Consider the following 18,703-nt stretch of genomic DNA (forward strand, 5'->3'; position numbering starts at 1 on the left):
AGGTGAATGATGCAACCAACAGCTTCGCATTTCGTGAATGGCGCGTATCTGGAGGATACAGACGGCGCGCGGATGCCCGTGATTTTCCCGGCGACTGGCGAGGAAATCGCGGTCGTCCATGAGGCGACGCCTGCGGTGGTTGAGGCGGCTTTGAAGGCCGCGTTCGAGGCGCAAAAGGAATGGGCCGCGTGGATGCCGGTGGAACGGGGTCGCGTGTTGCGCCGAGCGGCGGATATCATGCGGGAGCGGAACCGGGAGTTGAGCGAGTTGGAAACGCTCGACACCGGGAAACCCGTGCAGGAAACGCTCGTGGCAGATGCCACTTCGGCAGCGGACGCCTTGGAATACTTCGGCGGATTGGTCGCGACGCTGACGGGCGAGCATGTGCCCTTGGGCGGCGATTGGGCCTATACGATGCGGGTGCCGTTGGGCGTTTGCGTGGGCATCGGGGCGTGGAACTATCCGACCCAGATTGCGGCGTGGAAGGGCGCGCCAGCGCTGACCTGCGGCAACGCGATGGTCTTCAAACCGTCCGAGCAAACGCCGCTATGTGCTTTGAAGGTCGCGGAAATTCTGGTTGAGGCCGGGGCGCCCGCTGGCATCTATAACGTGGTGCAAGGCGCGGGCGCGGTTGGTAAGGCGCTGGTCGAGGATGCGCGCACGGCGAAGGTCTCGCTGACGGGGTCTGCGGCGACGGGCAAGAAGGTTTACGCCTCGGCCGCCGCGCAGATGAAGCACGCGACGATGGAATTGGGCGGCAAGTCGCCCCTGATCATCTTTGACGATGCGGATGTGGAATCGGCGGTTTCGGCGGCGATCAATGCGAACTTCTATGCCTCGGGCCAAGTCTGTTCGAACGGCACACGGGTCTTTGTGCAGCGCGGGATTAAGGAGGCGTTTCTGGCACGTCTGGTTGAGCGGACGGCGCAGGCAGTGATCGGGGACCCGCGCGACGAGGCCACGAATTTCGGGCCGATGGTGAGTGAAGATCAGCTTTCAATCGTTTGTTCCTACGTGGAAAAAGGCGTGTCAGAGGGGGCTCGATTGGTTCATGGCGGCAAGCGGCTGGATCAGCCCGGCTGCTTCATCGAGCCGACGATTTTCGCGGATGTGACCGACGATATGACCATCGCGCGGGAAGAGATTTTCGGCCCCGTGATGTCTGTGTTGGAATTCGAGACCGAGGAAGAAGTGATTGAGCGGGCCAATGCGACCGATCTGGGGCTTTCAGGCGCGGTATTTACCGCGGACCTGACGCGCGGGCACCGGGTGGTGCATGCGATTGATGCAGGCAGCGTCTGGATCAACCAGTACAACCTGACGCCCGTCGAGGTGCCGTTTGGCGGCATGAAGGGCTCGGGCGTGGGGCGTGAGAATTCCAAGGCCGCGATCGAGCATTACAGCCAGTTGAAGACCGTTTATGTCGGCATGTCCCCGGTGGAGGCGGCGTTCTGATGGAGGCGGATTACATCGTCATCGGCGCAGGTTCTGCTGGTTGCGCAATGGCTTACCGGTTGTCGGAAGCGGGAAAATCGGTGCTGGTGGTTGAACATGGCGGCTCGGACTGGGGGCCTTTCATCAACATGCCGGCGGCGCTGAGCTACCCAATGGGCATGAAGCGGTATGACTGGGGTTATGCCTCTGAGCCTGAGCCACACATGGGCGGGCGGCGTATGGCCGTGCCGCGCGGGAAGGTCATCGGCGGGTCCTCTTCGATCAACGGGATGATCTATGTGCGAGGGCATGCGCGCGACTTTGATACCTGGGCGGAGATGGGGGCCGATGGGTGGGGCTACGCGGATGTCCTGCCCTACTTCAAACGGGCCGAGACGTGGCATGGCGATGCGGGCGATCCCGCCTATCGCGGCGATAGCGGGCCGCTGCACATCACGCGGGGAGAGCGGAAAAACCCGCTTTTCCACGCCTTTGCAGAGGCCGGGGCGGCGGCAGGGTATGGCGCGACGGATGACTATAACGGCTACCGACAGGAGGGCTTTGGTGCTTTCGAAATGACCGTGTGGCAGGGCAAGCGGTGGTCGGCGGCGTCGGCTTACCTGAAGCCTGCCTTGAAGCGGCCGAACTGCGATCTGGTCAACGGTCTGGTCGAGAAGATCGAGATCGAAGAAGGCCGCGCTGTTGGGGTGCGGCTGGCCGGTGGCAAGGTGCTGCGCGCGCGGGCGGAGGTGGTGCTGGCGGCTGGCGCGATCAATTCGCCTAAAATTCTAATGATGAGTGGAATTGGGCCGGGTAAGCATCTGGCGGAGCATGGAATTCCCGTGGTCGCGGACCGGGCTGGCGTGGGGCAGAACCTGCAGGACCATCTCGAGTTGTATGTCCAATATGCGGCCTCAAAGCCCGTCTCCATCGCGCCCTATTGGTCGCTTTGGGGCAAGGCCTTGGTGGGCGCGCAGTGGTTGTTCACCAAGACGGGGCTTGGGGCCACGAACAACTTCGAGTCCTGCGGCTTTATCCGGTCGGATAGAGGTGTGGAATACCCTGATATTCAATACCATTTCCTGCCAATTGCGATCCGCTACGACGGCACGACGCCGCCCGGCGGGCACGGGTTTCAGGCCCATGTCGGGCCGATGCGTTCGCCGTCGCGCGGGGAGATCACGCTGCGCAGCGCTGATCCGGTTGAGGCCCCGCGCATCCAGTTTAACTACATGTCGACCGAGCAGGATTGGCAGGATTTCCGCCGTGCGATCCGGCTGACGCGGGAGATTTTCCAGACCGATCCGATTGCGCAATATGTCGATTACGAGATCCAGCCCGGCGAAGACGCGCAATCAGACGAGGCACTGGATGCGGTGATCCGCGAACACGCGGAATCGGCCTATCACCCGTGCGGGACGGCGCGGATGGGGCGACGCGATGATCGAACGGCTGTGGTCGATCCTGAAAACCGTGTCATCGGTGTGGACGGTTTGCGACTGGCCGATAGCTCGATTTTCCCTCTGATTCCAAACGGCAATCTGAACGCGCCGTCCGTCATGGTTGGTGAAAAGGCGGCGGATCATATCCTCGGTCGCAGTCTTCCGTCAGAGAATTTGCCAGCTTGGACTGCACCGGATTGGCAACACGCGCAACGCGAGGGCCATGTCGCGGCGCAGGCCGCCGAGTAGGTCAGCCCCCTGCCCTAAGGCAGCGCCCGAACGGCACGACGACCTCAGTGCGACCCGGCACGGCCCAGATCACGGGATAGGTTGGTGCGTCGGGGCATGGTGCGTCGAGGTCCGTCAAAATCACCAGAATGGATGGGGTGAGCCGGTCTGATGCCTCGAACACCGGGGCGAAATCGGTGCCACCGCCGGTGCGCAGGTCAAGGTCTGCGAGGGTCGCGCCGAAGCCGTCGATGCGGCGGCTCTCGAACACCTCTTCATCGAAAGCGAGCAGGTGCACCTCGGCCCCGGTGCGGCGGGCAACCCCTTGAACCTCCGCGAAAAAGAGCGATTGGGTGAGCGCGTCGATGGAGCTGGACGTGTCGAGGGCCACGACCACGCGGGGGCGGCTGGCATCGCGGGATTGGCCGGGCTGGAAGACAGGTTCCGGCGCGCCGCGTGCCATTGCGTCCGCCGCCATGGCGACCCAGCGACCGGCCGGGCGTCGGTGGGAGATTTGGGGCCGGTCGGCCAGCGCCTTGGCTAGGATGCCGCGCAATTCGACCTCCCACGGGAGCGTGGGGGGCGCGAGATCGGCGAGGATCGCGCCAAGACGTCCGATCCCGGTGCCTGCCTTGCGGCCCGCCTCCAACGCGCGCAACATGTGATTGCGCCAATCCGCGGCCTTCTGAGGCTCCCCTTCCGTATCTGCCTCGCCGAGGTCCAGATCCTGCGCAAATCCGCGTGTCGCGCCGAAATCACGTGCCTTGGCAGCGCGTTGCGGATCTGCGTGGAGATGCATCGCAAGGCAGTCGGCATCCCATTCCGAAAGCGCTGCCACGGCGGATGGCGCAGCTTCGCCCATCTCGGCCAGAAGCTCCGTCAACAGAACCGCCGGGCGTGGCAGGGCGTGATCGGCCAGTTGCAGGGTTTCGTTGATTATCCCGTCTGCGGCGAGATCGAAGAGGGAGGGATCAAAGCGATCTCCCAACCGTTCGGCCAAAGCGGCCTTTCTGTCGGAGTGTTGGAGGGCCACGTGCAGCACATGATGGGCGGCCAGCCCGACCTGCTCGGCGAGGCCCAGTTGCTCAAAGCCGGGGCCGTAGAGGATTGTTGCGCCTTGGGTTTTTGTCCGTCCGGTTCCGTCGCGGTGGCGGCAGGCCAAGGACAGGACGGCAAGGGCCGGGTCAACCTCCCCCAGATGGGCAAGGGCGCGGCTGGCGCGGTGGCGCGCGCTCACGGCAGGCCAGCGGCGGCGCGCTCTGACTGGTAGGCGGCGAAGGCCTCGGAGGTGGCGAAGGCAGCTTGCCAGCCATTGTCCATGGCGCGCGCAATGAGAAGCTCAAACCCGAAGGTTCCAAGCTCTGCCACCGGGACGCCCGGACGGTCGATCTGCCGCATATCGGCGAGGATATCAATGGCGGCGGGCATCGTCTCCGCTTTCACGGCCCCGAGCAAGCCGTAGACGAGCGCGGTCAGGCCGTGGAGGTTTGCGGGATAAAGCTCCATCCGGTCCGCGCGGGGCGTTTGTAGCATCGCCTCAACCTGCACGGTGGCCGCGATTTCATCGGCGAGCAGGAGGAATTCGGCGGCGGCAGCCTCCCCCACTGTGCCGGCGACCATGACTTGGCGTGCGGGTTTAGGGGTGTTCAGATGCATGATGTCGCTGACACGACGCCATGACCTCGGCGTGCAGGCGATGGCCTCGCCTTTGCGCAGGGCGCTTTCAGTGGTCTCGAAAAGGTCGGGCCTGGTCTTGAGGAAAGCCGCAACGCTGGGGTGGATACCGGCGGCACCGGCGTAGTTCTTCAGCCAATCCTCGGCATCTGCCTGCACGATCATGTGGATCAGACGGTCAGACAGGGCTGTCCCCATCTCATACGCGACGGCACCGTCTTCGACCATGTTGCCCGCCGCGACGATCAGGACGTTTGAGGGGAGCACATGGCGACCGACCCGACGTTCCTGCAGGAGACCATAGACGGTTGGCTGGAGCGAGGGCGCGGCGGCTGTGAGTTCATCGAGAAAGAGGATCGCGGGCGCATCACCGTCGGGCAGATCCTCGGGCCGATACCAGACGGTTTTGCCCGCGTCGTGATCGTAGAAGGGCAAGCCGCGCAGGTCCTGCGGCTCGATCGTGGTCAGGCGCAGATCGTACAGCTCTGCGCCAATTTCATCCGCGATTTGGGCGATGATTTCGGATTTTCCGACGCCGGGCCGCCCGTGCAGCATCCACGATGAAGTCAGCCCACCATCCTGCTGCGCGGCCCAAGCCCGGCGCAAAACGTCCAGCGCGCCGCCTGCGGAAACTCGGGTTGCGTTGACCGCCATGCTCAGGCCTCCGCCGCTTGCGCATCCATCCACGCCGAGAGGCGGGCATGGGCCGAAACACCAGTCGCTTCGATTCTAACATCTTGAATATGCTGCTCTTTACGAAGCTGAGCGCGGTGTAGGTCGCGTTCTGTCAGAGTGTCGTCAAAGAGGTCGTCCAATATGGTGCGATCCTCTGCGTCGAGCGGGACGATATGGGGCGATGGCGTGGCGGACTGGACCGAGACGAAGGTCAGCGGTGCGACGCGGGCCATTTCAGATTGCTCGGCCACAAGGCGCAGGTCGCCTTCGGCAATGCCGCGCCGTGCCGCGATGCGGCGGAGCAGGGATTTGGCACGGAAGGCAAAGGCATCAAGGATGCGGTCGGCCTCCTCCTCCGGCATGAGGCGGGCGCGCGCGCTGTCGGGCAGGCGCAGGACCTTCAATTCGATCACCCCGATCACGAGGATCATGGCCAGCGGCGCTTGCATCACCGGCAGGGCTAGGTCACGGGAGATCAGGATGGGGACGAGGAAGGGGAAGAGGGCCGCGCAATAGCGCAGGAATTGCATCTCGAACAACAAGCGCAGCCATGTGCCGAGTGAGGCGTTTCGGGGCAGGATTTGCACGCGGCCAATGATTTTCTTCGGCAGTGAGCGCGTTTCCAAAGCGCCTGCATTGGCGACCGTCTGGGGGCTGAGGATGATCATGGTTCTGGTTCGTCGGCCCCGCGGGTCTTGCAACACATGAATGACTATAGCGTTTGAGGCGGCAAGGCCAATCGCGGTGGCTGGCCGGATTTGCCTGAGCCGGGCTATAAGGGCGCTGTGATTTTGATAGGACCGCGCCATGGAGCCCCTGCCCAAGCCTTTGAATTTCTTCAAAGCCTACGACATTCGGGGGCGTTTGGACGATGATCTGACGGAAGCGAATGCGCAGCGTGTCGGGCGTGCCTTTGCGGAGGTTTTGGAGGCGCGGCGCGTGGTTTTGGGCCGCGATGTGCGTCCTTCGTCCGCCGGGTTGGCGCGGGCCGTTGCGGCAGGCTTGGTGGCAGCTGGGGTCGAGGTGCTGGACCTGGGCCTGTGCGGGACGGAGGAGGTCTACTTCGCCGTCTCCCATCTGGGGGCCGATGGTGGGATATGTGTGACGGCCTCGCACAACCCGATGGACTATAACGGAATGAAGCTGGTCAAAGCGGGCTCTGCGCCGGTAGGGGCGGAGACGGGATTGGCCGAGATCAAGGCGCTGGCGGAAAGCGGCGCGTTTGGCTCTGAGGTTGCCGGTGGCCGCGTTGTGGACGCGGCAGACACGCGCGGTGCTTATGTAGATTGCATCTTATCGTTTGTCTCGGCGACGGCGCTTAAGCCCCTGAAGATTCTGGTGAATGCGGGAAACGGAGCGGCTGGCCCGACCTTTGACAGGCTGGCGGAGGCTTTGGCGGCAAAAGGCGTACCTTGGGAGTTCGTTCGGATGCGTCACGCCCCCGATGGCCGCTTTCCGAACGGCATACCAAACCCGATGCTGCCAAAGAACCAGCCGCCCACCGCGCAAATGGTGCGCGACGTCGGCGCTGATCTGGCCGTTGCGTGGGACGGTGATTTCGACCGGTGTTTCTTCTTCGACCATGAAGGGACCTTCATTCCGGGCGAATATGTGGTGGGCCTGTTGGCCGAGGTTTTTCTGGAGAAAGAGCCGGGCACAACCATCGTCCATGATCCGCGCGTCGTTTGGAACACGCAGGATGTGGTGGCGCGCGCGGGTGGGCGTGCTGTGATGTCGACATGCGGGCATACGAATATCAAACAAAAACTGCGGGATGAGGGCGCGATTTACGGAGGCGAGATGTCGGCGCACCACTATTTTCGCGACTTTTTCTATTGTGACAGCGGTATGATCCCATGGCTGTTGGTTTGCGAACTGCTTGGCCGGCGCGAATACACCTTAAAGGATCTGGTGACTGAACGGATGGCCGCGTTCCCCTCATCCGGTGAGGTGAACTTTCGGGTTAAGGATACGGCAGCGGCTATTGCGCGGGTTGATGAGGTTTTCGGTGGCAAGGCAAAGGCGCGGGACGAGACGGATGGGCTGAGCCTCAGTTTTGAGGATTGGCGGTTGAACCTGCGCGCGTCGAACACGGAGCCGCTTTTGCGACTGAACGTGGAGGCGATGGGCAGTGCAGAGCGGGTGAACGCGGCGCTGAGGTGGGTGAGCGAGATAATCGAGGCTTGATGAGGAAGAAAGTGGCGAAAGTGCTATTTTTCGCTGCTTTTGTAGGAATGCTACTGTCTATGGGCGGGTTTTTCTAAATCCTTATCGCAACGTAGCCGTGCTTTCAGGCTTACTTATCCACAATTCTGTCCCCACTCATCTCGATTTCTAACCTGATCCGGTCCTTGTCACTCTGGCTGGTCCACAGCATGCTCGTCCTATGAGGCATCAAGCTGAATTCGTGATCCGTGGAGCCGAGGTGCTCGACCGCAAAGGCCGACGGAGAGCGGACATTCTGGTTTCAGACGGGAAGATCGCGGCGATTGGTGCGGATCTCGACGCGTCTCTCCCCACCCACGCGGCAGACGGGCTCTTGGCCACACCCGGCGGCGTCGACCCCCATGCACATATTGAGCAGAAATCCGGCATGGGGCTTTGGAACGCGGACACGTTTGAGACCGCGACCAGATCGGCAGCCTTGGGCGGCACGACCTCTGTCATTTCATTCGCGGCGCAGGGAAAAGGTGAGCGTTTGCGGGACGTTGTCGCGGATTACTCCGCCAGGGCGGAACGCGGCGCGATGATCGACTATGCGTTCCACCTGAGCCTGTCGGATCCGGATGCCCCGCATTTCGACGATGATTTGCGCACCCTGATCGCCGCAGGCCACAGGACGGTGAAGGTCTTCACCACCTACAACATCGCCCTGAACAGCGATCAGATCAGGCATATCCTTTCGATTACGGGGCCTGCGGGCGCGTTAACCTGTGTCCATGCCGAAGATGATGCGATCCTAACTGAGGCTCGCAATGCGCTGATTGCAGAGGGGAAAACGGAGCCGAAGCACCATGCGCGAGCCCGCCCGCGTGCTGCGGAGGCGGAGGCAATCAAACACATCTGCGCCATGGCCGAGGAGCTTTCGGCCCCTGTCATGATCTTCCACGTGACCTGCATCGAAGCGCTGGATGCGGTGCGGGCCGCCCGGCAGCGCGGCGCGCCTGTCTTTGCGGAAACCTGCACGCATTACCTCTTTCAAACGGAAGACATCCTCGATCAGGGCATCGACGGCGCGAAATGGATGTGTTCGCCCCCGCAGCGCAATGAGGCTGATCAAGTGGCGCTTTGGGACGGTTTGAAGGATGGTTCGCTTGATCTGGTATCGTCTGACCATGCGCCCTATCGCTATGATGAGACAGGGAAATTGCGCACCGGACCCAACCCGCCCTTCCCTGAAATCGCGAATGGGCAACCGGGGCTGGAGGTGCGCCAACCGCTGTTGTTTGACTCTATCGTGTTCAAGGCGAAGATGCCGGAGACAGCCTTTGCCAACCTGACCGCAACGCGCGCAGCGGAGATTTACAATTTGCCCGGCAAAGGCGTGCTTGAGGCGGGGGCGGATGCGGACATAGTACTGTGGGACCCAACCCGAACCTACACCTATGGCGCGGATGATCTGCACGACAATGTCGGCTATAATCCACATGAAGGTCGCACCGTAACCGGTTGGCCTGTTCATGTTTTCCTGCGCGGCCATCGGATCGTGTCCGACAGCGCGCTGACCACGCAACCCGGCCAAGGCCGATGGATCAACCGGAGGCCCACATGACCCAAAGACCCGATGCGCCGAACCAATTGGCGATTACGTTTCTCTATTACAAAGATCTCGCACGGGCGGAGGCCTTCTACCGCGACGTGATGGGCTTTCCCTGCGTGATCGACCAGCAGGGTCTCGCCAAGATCATGCGGGTTTGTGAGGGCGCGCATATTGGGTTGGTGGACGAGGCACACGGGATGCACAAATGGGCCGAAACGCGGCCGGTGCAGTTCTGCGTCCGGGTGCCGGATGTGGATGCCTGGTATGCTTACATTGAGACCCAGGGCGTTGAAAACTTGAGTGAAATGTTCGTCAACGACGCCATCGGCATCCGTGCTTTCGTGTTTGATGACCCGGAGGGCTACCAGGTCGAAATCCAGACCGCGACGCGAGAGGGCGCGTGAATTGGGTGACGAGCGTTCCCTCTACGTGATCAATCCAAATGCCTCGGAAGACGTAACGCTCGGCATTGAGGACGCTGTACGCCCACTGGAAGCGTTCGGGCGGCAGATCATTTGCGTGACAAACAGCGCGGGGCCGAAGGGGATCGAGACTCAGGCGCAAGCGGATATGACCATTCCGCAGACCTTGAACCTGGCTGCGCGGGTGGAGGACTCGGCTGCTGGGTTTGTCATTGCCTGTTTCGGTGATCCGGGGCTGCATGCTTTGCGCGATCAGACATCGAAACCGGTTCTAGGCATTCAGGAAAGCGCCGTGATGACTGCGATGACGCTTGGGCAACGCTTTGGGATCATTGCGATATTGCCGGGTTCGATCGCTCGCCACCTGCGCAGTCTTGGTGCGATGGGAGTGCTGGACCGGTTGGCGGGCGACCGTGCCATCGGCCTCGGCGTAAGTGATCTGAATGGCGCGGGCAGCACGCTGGAACGGATGACGGACGTAGGGCGGCAGCTGCGCGATGAGGATGGGGCAGACGTGCTGATCATGGGCTGCGCTGGCATGGCGCGGTTTCGCCTTCCGCTTGAGGACGCTTTGGGCATCCCAGTGGTCGAACCTTGTCAGGCGGCGGTCGCGATGGCCCTGCCCCGTGTCGCCTTGAAACAATTTCACAAAGTTGGAGAAAGTTGATGCTTGATGAGAGTGCCGCTGGGGTCTTTACCATTGCCGCCACGCCGTTCTTGCCGGACGGGGCGCTGGATCTCGACAGCATCGACACGATGGTCGATTTCTATGCTGACAAGGGCGCGACTGGCCTCACGATCCTCGGCATCATGGGGGAAGCGGGCGAGCTTTCGGCCAAGGAGTCCGAGGCGGTGATCCAGCGGGTGACGGCGCGCACGGATTTGCCGGTGGTGGTCGGTGTGTCCTCGCCCCGGATTGAGGCGGTGGAGCGTTTCAGCGAGATCGCCATGGGACACGGAGCGGCGGGTGTGATGGTCGCCCCGCAAGGCACGCCACGCGCCGATGATGAGGTGATTGCCTATTTCGGCGACGTCGCGAAACGGTTGGGTGAGACGTCATGGGTGCTGCAGGATTTCCCGCTCGTCACGAAAATTCACATCCCGGCGCCGGTTTTGCGGGCGATTTTCGACATTTGCCCGAATTGCGTGATGCTGAAACATGAGGATTGGCCGGGGTTGGAAAAGATCTCCACCTTGCGGCAGGCCGAGGCGGAAGGGGCGCGCAAGGTCTCCATCCTGTGCGGCAATGGCGGGCAGTTCCTGCTGGAAGAAATGCTACGAGGGGTGGACGGGGCGATGACGGGCTTTGCCTATCCCGAGATGATGCGGGATGTCGTAAGCCTTTGTAACAGCGGCGATATTGAGCGGGCGCGAGACGTGTTCGACGCCTACCTGCCGCTGGTGCGGTATGAGTGTCAGCCCGGTCTGGGTTTGGCGGCGCGGAAGTATGTCCTCGCCAAACGCGGGGCGATTGCCCACTCCAAAGCCCGCAAAGCAGGCGCGGAGCTGAGCCCTGCGGCCATGGCCGAGATCGACACGCTGATCGCGCGGCAGGAGGCGCGGCTTTCCGCGCTGTGAGATCAGGCCCCCTTTCGGGCCGGACGGCTTTGGCCTAAAGCCCTTGGGACCGCTCAAGGAACGCTGAATGACCGCCGCTCGTTTCGCCATTGTGATCCCCATGCTGAATGAGGCCGATACCGTGCCGCATCTGCTGGGAGGCTGTGTGGCGGCGGCGGAGCCGTTGGGGCCGTTCGAGATTTGCGTGACGAATGATGGCTCGACCGATGCGACGGGTGAGGCCCTGCTGGCGTTCCGTGCGGCGCATCCGCAGGCGCAGTTGACGATCCTGACGCATCGCACACCTGCGGGCCAATCGGCAGCCGTGCATTCGGCAGTGCGGGCAGCGCGCGCGCCGATCATTGCGACGCTGGATGGCGACGGGCAGAACCCGCCCGAGGAATTGCCGAAACTGTTGGCAGAGTTGCTGGACGGGCCGGATACGTTGGGCCTTGTGGCGGGGCAGCGGGTGAAACGGGATGATCCGCCTGCCAAACGTCTGGCGTCGAAGGCGGCGAATGCGTTGCGTAAGGCGCTGCTTAAGGACGGGACGCGGGACACGGGCTGTGGTCTCAAGGCATTCCGGCGCGATGCCTTCCTCGCCCTGCCCTATTTCAACCACATGCACCGGTTCTTGCCGGCCCTGTTCCAGCGCGATGGCTGGGGGATTGCCCATGTCGATGTCGCGCACAAGCCGCGCACGGCGGGTGCCTCCAAATACACCAATCTGGGGCGCGCCATTGTGGGCGCGTCTGACCTGATCGGCGTGGCCTGGCTCATCCGGCGGCGGCGCAAGGTGGCCCCATCTGAGGTGCAGATCGACCGAGCCGAGGACGTCTGACATGCAGGAATGGCTTTTCGACTTCCTCAATATCGACAATTGGTTGGAGTTCTGGTGGGTCACACTGGGCTTCGTGGCGCAGGCGATCTTCGCCTCCCGCTTCATCGTGCAATGGATTGCGTCGGAGCGGGCGGGTCGGTCCTATGTGCCTATCGCCTTCTGGTACCTGTCGATCTCGGGTGGGTTGTTGATGCTGGCCTATGCGATCTACCGCGCAGACCCGGTGTTCATCCTTGGCCAGTCAACGGGTGTGATCGTCTATGCGCGCAACCTGATGCTGATCCGCCGTTCACAAAAGGCGGACGCAGCGGCTGCGGCGGCGGCGGCAGATGCGGCGCACGAGAAGCCCTGACATGGGCCTGTTGGCGCATCGGTTTGCACCTTGGGCGCTGCTGCTGCTGGCACTTTTGAGTTTCGGTGTGGGGCTGGCTGAATTGCCGGTGCAGGACCGCGATGAGGCACGCTTCGCACAAGCCGCGCGGCAGATGGCGGATACCGGCGATCTGATCGACATTCGGCTGCTGGATCAGCCCCGACACAATAAACCTGCCCTTATCTATTGGCTTCAAACGACCGCGCAATGGGTGACGGGGGCCGAGGGCAATACGCCCATCTGGGTGCACCGCCTACCCTCCTACCTTGCCGGGGTGCTGTCTGTCTTGGCGCTGTTTTGGGCGGCGCGCCCCCTCCTCGGGCGCAGGGGCGCGCTGCTCGCGGGCATCATGTGCGCGACGATCTACATGATGCATTCCGAGGCGCGGACGGCAAAGACCGATGCCGCGCTGTTGCTTTCGGTGATCCTGGCCATGGGGGCCTTGGGCCGCGTTTGGCTGGATCAGGCAAAGGGCTGGGTCACGCCCGCGATCTTCTGGACGGCGCTGGCGGCAGGGTTCCTGCTGAAAGGTCCGATGGTGGCCTTGCCGGTTGTGGGCGCAATTGCATGGTGTGGGTGGCACGGGCGCAGCTTGGGCTGGCTTGCACGGCTGAAGCCACTGGTGGGTGGGCTGTGGTTTCTCGCCCTCTCCGCGCCGTGGTTCATTGCCATAACACTTGTCACAGACGGCGCTTTTTGGTCCGGCTCGGTCGGTGGCGATTTGACTGACAAGGTCCTCGCCAGTGGGGAGCATTCCGGCAGCCTGCCGGGCCAATACTTGTTAACCACATGGTTCACCTACTGGCCTTGGACCCTGCTGATCCCGCTTGCGCTGGTCTATGGTTGGACCACGCGGAAGACCCCTGAGACGGCTTTCACTTTGGGCTGGCTGATCCCCGGCTGGCTGGTGTTCGAGGCCGTGCCGGTAAAGCTGATCCACTACACCCTGCCCCTTTACCCCGCGTTGATGATCCTGTGTGCGGGCGCCGTGGTTCAAATGCTTGACGGCAAGCGCGCGTTTCGCGGCTGGCCAGCCTGGATCGGGTCGGCGGGGTTCGCGCTAGGTGCCGTTCTGATGGCCGGGCTGATGGTGGCCTTTCCCGTCGTCTATGGGCCGGGCGTGGATGGGTTGAGCGTAGTGGGTGCTGCGGTGACGTTGGCCGCGGCGGTGGCGGCGCTGGTGGCTTTCTGGCGCATGAAGGTGTTGCAGGGTATGGGCGCACTGGCCCTTGCCGGGACGGTGATGGGTTGGACGTTGACTGCCGCTTCCCTGCCCGCAGCGCGCGATCTTTGGATTGCGCCACAACTCGCGGACGCGATGGCGGCGCATGAGTGCCTGGCCGGACCTATCGCTCTGGTGGGGTATCAGGAGCCGTCCGCCGCGTTCCTGCTGGGGGGCGATGTGACATTGATGGATGAAGACGGCGCGCTGGCATATCTTTCGGAGGATGAAAACCGCGCCGCTTGGATACCGACGGACGAGGCCGGCGGAGTGATTGGGGTGACGGAGATCCGGGGCGTGAACTCCGCCAATTTCCGCGATGTGGCGCTGCGGCTGTGGGTATCCCCGGGCGTCCCGGCGCCAGAAAGCCCATGCGACTGACCCTGTTTCTATTGGCGCTGCTGGTGGCGTTCGTTCTGGACGTGCCAGTGCATCAGGCTGTGTCGAATGCGCCTGAGGGCTTGGCGGATGCGGCGAGCCTGATCACATGGGTGGGCAAGACAGACTGGCAGGCGCTGGTATTGATCACCTTGATGGTCGGGGCGGCTTTCGCGGGCCCTTCCCCGGTCTCAGCCGCGGTGCTGCGCGTGGCGGTTGCGTGTTTCCTGTTGATCCTGCTGACAGGGATTGCCGTGCAGGCTTTGAAGTATGGCTTCGGGCGACCAAGACCAGCCTATCTGGATGGGATATCGCCCATGACCTTCGCGCCGTTTTCGTTCCAATCGGGCTGGAAGGCCTTCCCTTCGGGTCATGCGACGACGATGGGCGCGCTGGCTGTGCTGGCTTGCCGGATATGGCCGGGGGCGTGGGCTTACGCCTGGGGCTTGGCGGTGTTGGTGGCCGTAAGCCGGGTGTTGGTGGGCGTGCATTACGTGTCAGACGTGGCAGCTGGGCTGGCGCTTGGCGCGGTGCTGGCGGGGTGGGTGCTGGACCGCTGGCGGATCAGAGAGCCTTTTGCAGAGGAGGAGGTGCCGCGCGCTGGGCTGATGGCCATCCCGCACACATTTGGTCGATTGCTCACAGCGTTGGTGAGGCCGAGCACCTAGATGTGTCGCGGACGGAGCCGCCGGAGGTCGCAAACCGTCTGGACAGACCTGTCCAATTCTCCCTAGCCTCCCATCAGAGAGACAGATTCGACCCTGACGGAGGCCGCCCATGAAATCCCATTACCGTGTTGTCGTGATCGGAGGGGGCGTTGTCGGCTCTTCCGTTTTGTATCACTTGGCCAAAATGGGTTGGACCGATTGCGTGATGCTGGAGCGTTCGGTTCTGACAGCGGGGTCGTCGTGGCATGCGGCAGGCGGCATCCACGCGCTGAACGCGGATCCGAACATGGCGGCGCTGCAGGCCTATACCATTGATTTGCTGAGTGAAGTTGAGGCGGAGAGCGGCCAGAACATCGGGTTGCACATGACCGGCGGCCTGACACTGGCAGGCACGCCGGAACGCTGGGAATGGCTGCAATCGGCGTATCGCACGTTCCAATCCATCGGCATCCACGATTGCCATCTGATGACTCCGGAGGAGGCGCAGGCCGCTTGCCCGATCATGTCCACCGACGGCGTGCTTGGCGCGCTTTGGGCGGATCGGGAGGGGTATGTGGATACCACCGGCACCGTGCACGCCTATGCCATCGCCGCCAAGAAGCGCGGGGCGGAGTATTATGAACACACCAAGGTGGAGGAACTTATCCAGACGGCTGATGGCTGGCAGGTAGTGACTGACAAGGGCACGATCACGTGTGAGCATGTGGTCAATGCGGGTGGCCTTTGGGCGAAGCAGTTGGGCCGAATGGCAGGGATCGAACTGCCCGTATCGCCGCTCAAGCACCACTACCTGATCTCGGACACGATCCCCGCGTTGGAGCAATTGGATTTCGAAGTACCGATGACCGTGGACCTCGAAGGGTTCACCTATCTGCGGCAGGATCAGAAGGGTGTTCTGCTTGGCATCTACGAGATCGAGCATGAACACTGGGCCATGGACGGCGCGCCGTGGGATTACGGGATGGAGCTGTTTCAGGAACAGACCGACCGGATCGAGAAAGAACTCATCCTTGGGTTTGAGCGCTACCCCGATCTGCAGAATGTTGGCGTGAAGACTTGGGTGAACGGCGCGTTCACCTTCTCACCCGATGGCAACCCGCTGGTCGGCCCGGTTCCGGGCGTGAAGGGCTATTGGTGCGCCTGCGCCGTGATGGCGGGCTTCCTTCAGGGCGGCGGCGTCGGCAAATCGCTGGCCGAGTGGATGATCGAGGGCGAGACGGAGGCCGACACCTACTGCATGGACGTCGCGCGCTATGGGAAGTTTGCCGAGAACCGAGAGTATATCAAGCAGACCACGGGGCAGTTTTACTCGCGCCGGTTTGTGATGTCGTACCCGAATGAGCAGTTGCCCGCGGGCCGTCCGTTGAAGCGGGCTCCGGCGTATTCAGACATGACGGCCGCCGGATGCCGATGGGGGCAGAGTTGGGATCTGGAAGTGCCGCTCTACTTTGCGCCGAGCGAGGATTTCGAGGAAAACCTGACGCTCAAGCGGTCGAACGCGCATGACATCGTGGCTGAAGAATGCAGAACGGTGCGCGAAGGCGTGGGCCTTTTGGACATTAGCGGGTTCAGCCGGTTCGAGGTCTCGGGTCCGGACGCTGAGGCGTGGCTGGACGAAATGATGGCCTCAAAACTGCCGAAACCGGGTCGGGCGAAGCTGGCCCCAATGCTGGCACCAAGCGGGCGATTGATGGGAGACCTGACGGTTTTCAACTGGGGCGACGGCACGTGGTGGATCATGGGGTCCTACTACCTGCGGGCGTGGCACATGCGGTGGTTCAACGACCACCTAAGCGACGGTGTGCAGGTGCGCGATCTGGGGGAGGAGATGTGCGGCTTCTCTCTCTCCGGCCCGAAATCCACGGCGGTGATCGACAAGCTGGTCGAAGGTGGCGTTGACCTGCCCTTCATGGGCTGTGCGGCGCTGGATGTCGGCCTAATTCAGGCGCGTGTGGCGCGGATGTCTGTGACCGGCGAGAAGGGTTACGAGATCAACTGCCGCTACGGCGACCACATCACGCTGCGGCGGATGTTGCTGGAAGCGGGCGCGGACGAAGGGATCCGCGAGGTCGGGTTCAACGCGCTTTTGTCCACGCGGTTGGAGAAGAGCTTCGGCATCTGGTCGGCGGAATTCACCATGGGCTACACCGCCGCGCAGACCGGCATGGATCGCTGGATCGACTGGGATAAGTCGTTCATCGGCAAGGATAAAGCGTTGGCCGAACGAGATGGCAATGGCCCGGCGCAGAAAGTCGTGACGCTTGAGATTGCGGACGGGGATAGCGACCCGATTGGATATGAGCCGGTCTGGCAGAACGGCGAGATGGTCGGCTTCGTAACCTCCGGCGGCTACGGCCACACGCTCGGCAAATCGCTGGCCATGGCGATGGTGAACGTCGAAGCCGCGCAGGAGGGCACGGACCTTTCGGTGCATATCGTGGGCGTCGAACGGGGCGCGACGGTTGTCCCGGCCTCGCCCTATGACCCGGCGGGCAAGGCCATGAGGGGATGAGCCGCCGCAACCGCGCCCGAAATGCCTCTGGCCCACGCCCCTCGGCGCGGGTCACGAACTATCGGCAGTTGAAGAACCCCTTCCCGCCGATGGATGTCTTCACGGCGGACCGGATCGAGGCGATGCACGAGGCCGCGTTGAGCGTGCTGGAGGACCTCGGCGTGAAAGTCCTGCTGCCCGAGGCGATCAAGCTGTTCGGCGCGGCGGGTGCGACCGTCAAAGGCGACATGGTCCATATCGGGCGCGAGATCGTGGCCGACGCATTGGCCAGCGCGCCCACGCGGATTGAGGGCCGCGCCGGTTCGCGGGAGCGCGACATCGTGCTGGAGCTTGGAAGCCTCGTGTTCCAACCCGGCGCAGGCGCGCCCCATGCAACCGATGAAATCCGGGGGCGGCGGCCAGGAAGCGCCCGCGATTTCCGCGAGTTGGTGCAACTGACCCACCATTTCGACGTGTTCCAGATGATGCCGCCGCTGGTGGAACCGCAGGATGTGGCGACGAACATCCGCCACTACTACACGCTTGAGACGCAGCTAACGGAGAGCGACAAGTTCCCCTTCATCTTCTCACGCGGTTCGCCACAAGTGGCTGAAAGCTTTGAACTTCTCCGAGATTTCCGGGGCCTGTCGGATGATGAGTTCCACAGCCAACCGCATTGCTACACGATCATCAACACGAACTCTCCCCGCACGCTCGACATCCCTATGGCGCAAGGGCTGATCGACTTTGCGCGGGCGGGTCAGGTTTCCATCATAACGCCGTTCACCCTGATGGGCGCGATGGCCCCGATCACGGTGGCAGGCGCGATTACGTTGAGCCATGCGGAGGCCTTGGCGGCACTGACGCTGACGCAGCTTGCCAAGTCCGGCGCGCCGGTTTGCTACGGCACGTTCACCTCGAACGTGGACATGAAATCGGGCGCGCCCGCCTTCGGCACGCCCGCGCATTTCCAAGCCTCGCTGGCGGCCGGGCAACTCGCACGGTTCATCGGCCTGCCGTGGCGGTCGGCGGCGGGGTCGGCGGCGAACCTTAACGACGTGCAGGCGGCGAACGAGAACCAGTTTGGCCTGTGGGGCTGCCTGATGGCCGGGGCGACCGTTGTGATCCATTCGGCTGGCTGGATCGAGGGCGGACTGTCGGTGTCCTACGAGAAGCTCGTGACTGACGCCGAAGTGCTGAACATGGTGGCCGAGCTCTGCGCAGGCGCGCAGGCGGGGGAGGCCGAGATCGGCCTTGATGCCATCGCCGAGACGCAGCCGGGCGGGCATTTCTTTGCCGCCGCCCAGACCATGGCCCGCTACCAGACCGAGTTCTACGAGCCCATCGTGCACGACTACGCCAATTTCGGTACGTGGAGCGAGCGCGGGGCCAAGGATGCCTCAACCCGCGCGCGGGACATCTGGCAGGGGATCGTGGCCAACCCGAACCGCCCCGCCATAGACCCCGACCGGCAAGGCGCGTTAAAGGAAACCATTGCCAAGATGACCGCGCGCGGCGGTGCCTACCCGGAAAGCTGA

Annotated in this window: 16 protein-coding genes; 13 read left to right on the top strand and 3 right to left on the bottom strand. The window is 62.9% G+C overall.

Features of this window, described 5'->3' with window-relative positions; genetic code table 11:
- Positions 1 to 9: 9 nt before the first annotated feature.
- A complete protein-coding gene (gene betB / locus V8J81_RS10755) occupies positions 10 to 1,455 on the top strand; it encodes a betaine-aldehyde dehydrogenase (RefSeq protein ID WP_439649921.1) in 1,446 nt (481 codons plus the stop codon).
- Positions 1,455 to 3,125, top strand: coding sequence for a choline dehydrogenase (gene betA / locus V8J81_RS10760; protein WP_368475747.1), 1,671 nt, complete (start codon positions 1,455 to 1,457; stop codon positions 3,123 to 3,125). The genes betB and betA overlap by 1 nt, the downstream gene beginning before the upstream one ends.
- 1 nt (position 3,126) lies before the next feature.
- Here the strand turns inward: betA and V8J81_RS10765 are convergent, their stop codons facing one another.
- From V8J81_RS10765 to V8J81_RS10775, 3 genes are read right to left on the bottom strand one after another with little or no spacing between them, the layout of a single operon-like run.
- Positions 3,127 to 4,341 (bottom strand): vWA domain-containing protein, encoded by a 1,215-nt coding sequence (locus V8J81_RS10765; RefSeq protein WP_368475748.1) that lies wholly within the window; start codon positions 4,339 to 4,341, stop codon positions 3,127 to 3,129.
- Positions 4,338 to 5,432 (bottom strand): AAA family ATPase, encoded by a 1,095-nt coding sequence (locus V8J81_RS10770; protein WP_368475749.1) that lies wholly within the window; start codon positions 5,430 to 5,432, stop codon positions 4,338 to 4,340. The genes V8J81_RS10765 and V8J81_RS10770 overlap by 4 nt, the downstream gene beginning before the upstream one ends.
- Positions 5,433 to 5,434: 2 nt before the next feature.
- On the bottom strand, positions 5,435 to 6,121 hold the full coding sequence (locus V8J81_RS10775; RefSeq protein ID WP_368475750.1) for a hypothetical protein: 687 nt from the start codon (positions 6,119 to 6,121) through the stop codon (positions 5,435 to 5,437).
- Between the two features lie 139 nt (positions 6,122 to 6,260).
- Here V8J81_RS10775 and V8J81_RS10780 point away from each other — a divergent pair, with 139 nt between their 5' ends.
- The 11 genes from V8J81_RS10780 (at position 6,261) to V8J81_RS10830 (ending at position 18,703) form a co-directional block, all read left to right on the top strand.
- Positions 6,261 to 7,640, top strand: a complete 1,380-nt coding sequence (locus V8J81_RS10780; RefSeq protein WP_368475751.1) for a phosphohexomutase domain-containing protein — start codon at positions 6,261 to 6,263, stop codon at positions 7,638 to 7,640.
- Between the two features lie 199 nt (positions 7,641 to 7,839).
- Positions 7,840 to 9,225: a dihydropyrimidinase gene (gene hydA, locus V8J81_RS10785; RefSeq protein ID WP_368475752.1), complete on the top strand. Its 1,386-nt coding sequence runs from the start codon at positions 7,840 to 7,842 to the stop codon at positions 9,223 to 9,225.
- Positions 9,222 to 9,617, top strand: a complete 396-nt coding sequence (locus V8J81_RS10790; RefSeq protein ID WP_368475753.1) for a VOC family protein — start codon at positions 9,222 to 9,224, stop codon at positions 9,615 to 9,617. The genes hydA and V8J81_RS10790 overlap by 4 nt, the downstream gene beginning before the upstream one ends.
- A gap of 1 nt (position 9,618) precedes the next feature.
- Entirely contained in the window at positions 9,619 to 10,302 is a 684-nt protein-coding gene (locus V8J81_RS10795; protein ID WP_368475754.1) for an aspartate/glutamate racemase family protein, read from the top strand.
- Entirely contained in the window at positions 10,302 to 11,213 is a 912-nt protein-coding gene (locus V8J81_RS10800; RefSeq protein WP_368475755.1) for a dihydrodipicolinate synthase family protein, read from the top strand. Before V8J81_RS10795 ends, V8J81_RS10800 begins: the two co-directional genes overlap by 1 nt.
- Positions 11,214 to 11,280: 67 nt before the next feature.
- Entirely contained in the window at positions 11,281 to 12,033 is a 753-nt protein-coding gene (locus V8J81_RS10805; protein WP_368475756.1) for a glycosyltransferase family 2 protein, read from the top strand.
- Between the two features lies 1 nt (position 12,034).
- Positions 12,035 to 12,385 carry a lipid-A-disaccharide synthase N-terminal domain-containing protein gene (locus tag V8J81_RS10810; RefSeq protein WP_368475757.1) on the top strand — a complete coding sequence of 117 codons (351 nt, stop codon included), beginning with the start codon at positions 12,035 to 12,037 and terminating at the stop codon, positions 12,383 to 12,385.
- Positions 12,363 to 14,009 (top strand): ArnT family glycosyltransferase, encoded by a 1,647-nt coding sequence (locus V8J81_RS10815; protein ID WP_368475758.1) that lies wholly within the window; start codon positions 12,363 to 12,365, stop codon positions 14,007 to 14,009. The genes V8J81_RS10810 and V8J81_RS10815 overlap by 23 nt, the downstream gene beginning before the upstream one ends.
- Positions 14,000 to 14,674 (top strand): phosphatase PAP2 family protein, encoded by a 675-nt coding sequence (locus tag V8J81_RS10820; RefSeq protein WP_368475759.1) that lies wholly within the window; start codon positions 14,000 to 14,002, stop codon positions 14,672 to 14,674. Before V8J81_RS10815 ends, V8J81_RS10820 begins: the two co-directional genes overlap by 10 nt.
- Positions 14,675 to 14,783: 109 nt before the next feature.
- Positions 14,784 to 17,186: a GcvT family protein gene (locus V8J81_RS10825; RefSeq protein WP_368475760.1), complete on the top strand. Its 2,403-nt coding sequence runs from the start codon at positions 14,784 to 14,786 to the stop codon at positions 17,184 to 17,186.
- Positions 17,183 to 18,703 (top strand): trimethylamine methyltransferase family protein, encoded by a 1,521-nt coding sequence (locus V8J81_RS10830; RefSeq protein WP_368475761.1) that lies wholly within the window; start codon positions 17,183 to 17,185, stop codon positions 18,701 to 18,703. Before V8J81_RS10825 ends, V8J81_RS10830 begins: the two co-directional genes overlap by 4 nt.

Origin of the sequence: Gymnodinialimonas sp. 202GB13-11 (assembly GCF_040932485.1) — a bacterium.
GTDB classification, from domain to species: Bacteria; Pseudomonadota; Alphaproteobacteria; order Rhodobacterales; family Rhodobacteraceae; genus Gymnodinialimonas; species Gymnodinialimonas hymeniacidonis.

Excerpts from the sequence above, each read along its gene's own strand:
- betA (WP_368475747.1), top strand. The coding sequence starts at position 1,455 with ATGGAGGCGGATTACATCGTCATCGGCGCAGGTTCTGCTGGTTGCGCA.
- hydA (WP_368475752.1), top strand. The coding sequence starts at position 7,840 with ATGAGGCATCAAGCTGAATTCGTGATCCGTGGAGCCGAGGTGCTCGAC.
- V8J81_RS10775 (WP_368475750.1), bottom strand. The coding sequence starts at position 6,121 with ATGATCATCCTCAGCCCCCAGACGGTCGCCAATGCAGGCGCTTTGGAA.
- V8J81_RS10800 (WP_368475755.1), top strand. The coding sequence starts at position 10,302 with ATGCTTGATGAGAGTGCCGCTGGGGTCTTTACCATTGCCGCCACGCCG.
- V8J81_RS10820 (WP_368475759.1), top strand. The coding sequence starts at position 14,000 with ATGCGACTGACCCTGTTTCTATTGGCGCTGCTGGTGGCGTTCGTTCTG.
- V8J81_RS10780 (WP_368475751.1), top strand. The coding sequence starts at position 6,261 with ATGGAGCCCCTGCCCAAGCCTTTGAATTTCTTCAAAGCCTACGACATT.
- V8J81_RS10790 (WP_368475753.1), top strand. The coding sequence starts at position 9,222 with ATGACCCAAAGACCCGATGCGCCGAACCAATTGGCGATTACGTTTCTC.
- betB (WP_439649921.1), top strand. The coding sequence starts at position 10 with ATGCAACCAACAGCTTCGCATTTCGTGAATGGCGCGTATCTGGAGGAT.
- V8J81_RS10805 (WP_368475756.1), top strand. The coding sequence starts at position 11,281 with ATGACCGCCGCTCGTTTCGCCATTGTGATCCCCATGCTGAATGAGGCC.
- V8J81_RS10810 (WP_368475757.1), top strand. The coding sequence starts at position 12,035 with ATGCAGGAATGGCTTTTCGACTTCCTCAATATCGACAATTGGTTGGAG.
- V8J81_RS10830 (WP_368475761.1), top strand. The coding sequence starts at position 17,183 with ATGAGCCGCCGCAACCGCGCCCGAAATGCCTCTGGCCCACGCCCCTCG.
- V8J81_RS10825 (WP_368475760.1), top strand. The coding sequence starts at position 14,784 with ATGAAATCCCATTACCGTGTTGTCGTGATCGGAGGGGGCGTTGTCGGC.
- V8J81_RS10770 (WP_368475749.1), bottom strand. The coding sequence starts at position 5,432 with ATGGCGGTCAACGCAACCCGAGTTTCCGCAGGCGGCGCGCTGGACGTT.
- V8J81_RS10815 (WP_368475758.1), top strand. The coding sequence starts at position 12,363 with ATGCGGCGCACGAGAAGCCCTGACATGGGCCTGTTGGCGCATCGGTTT.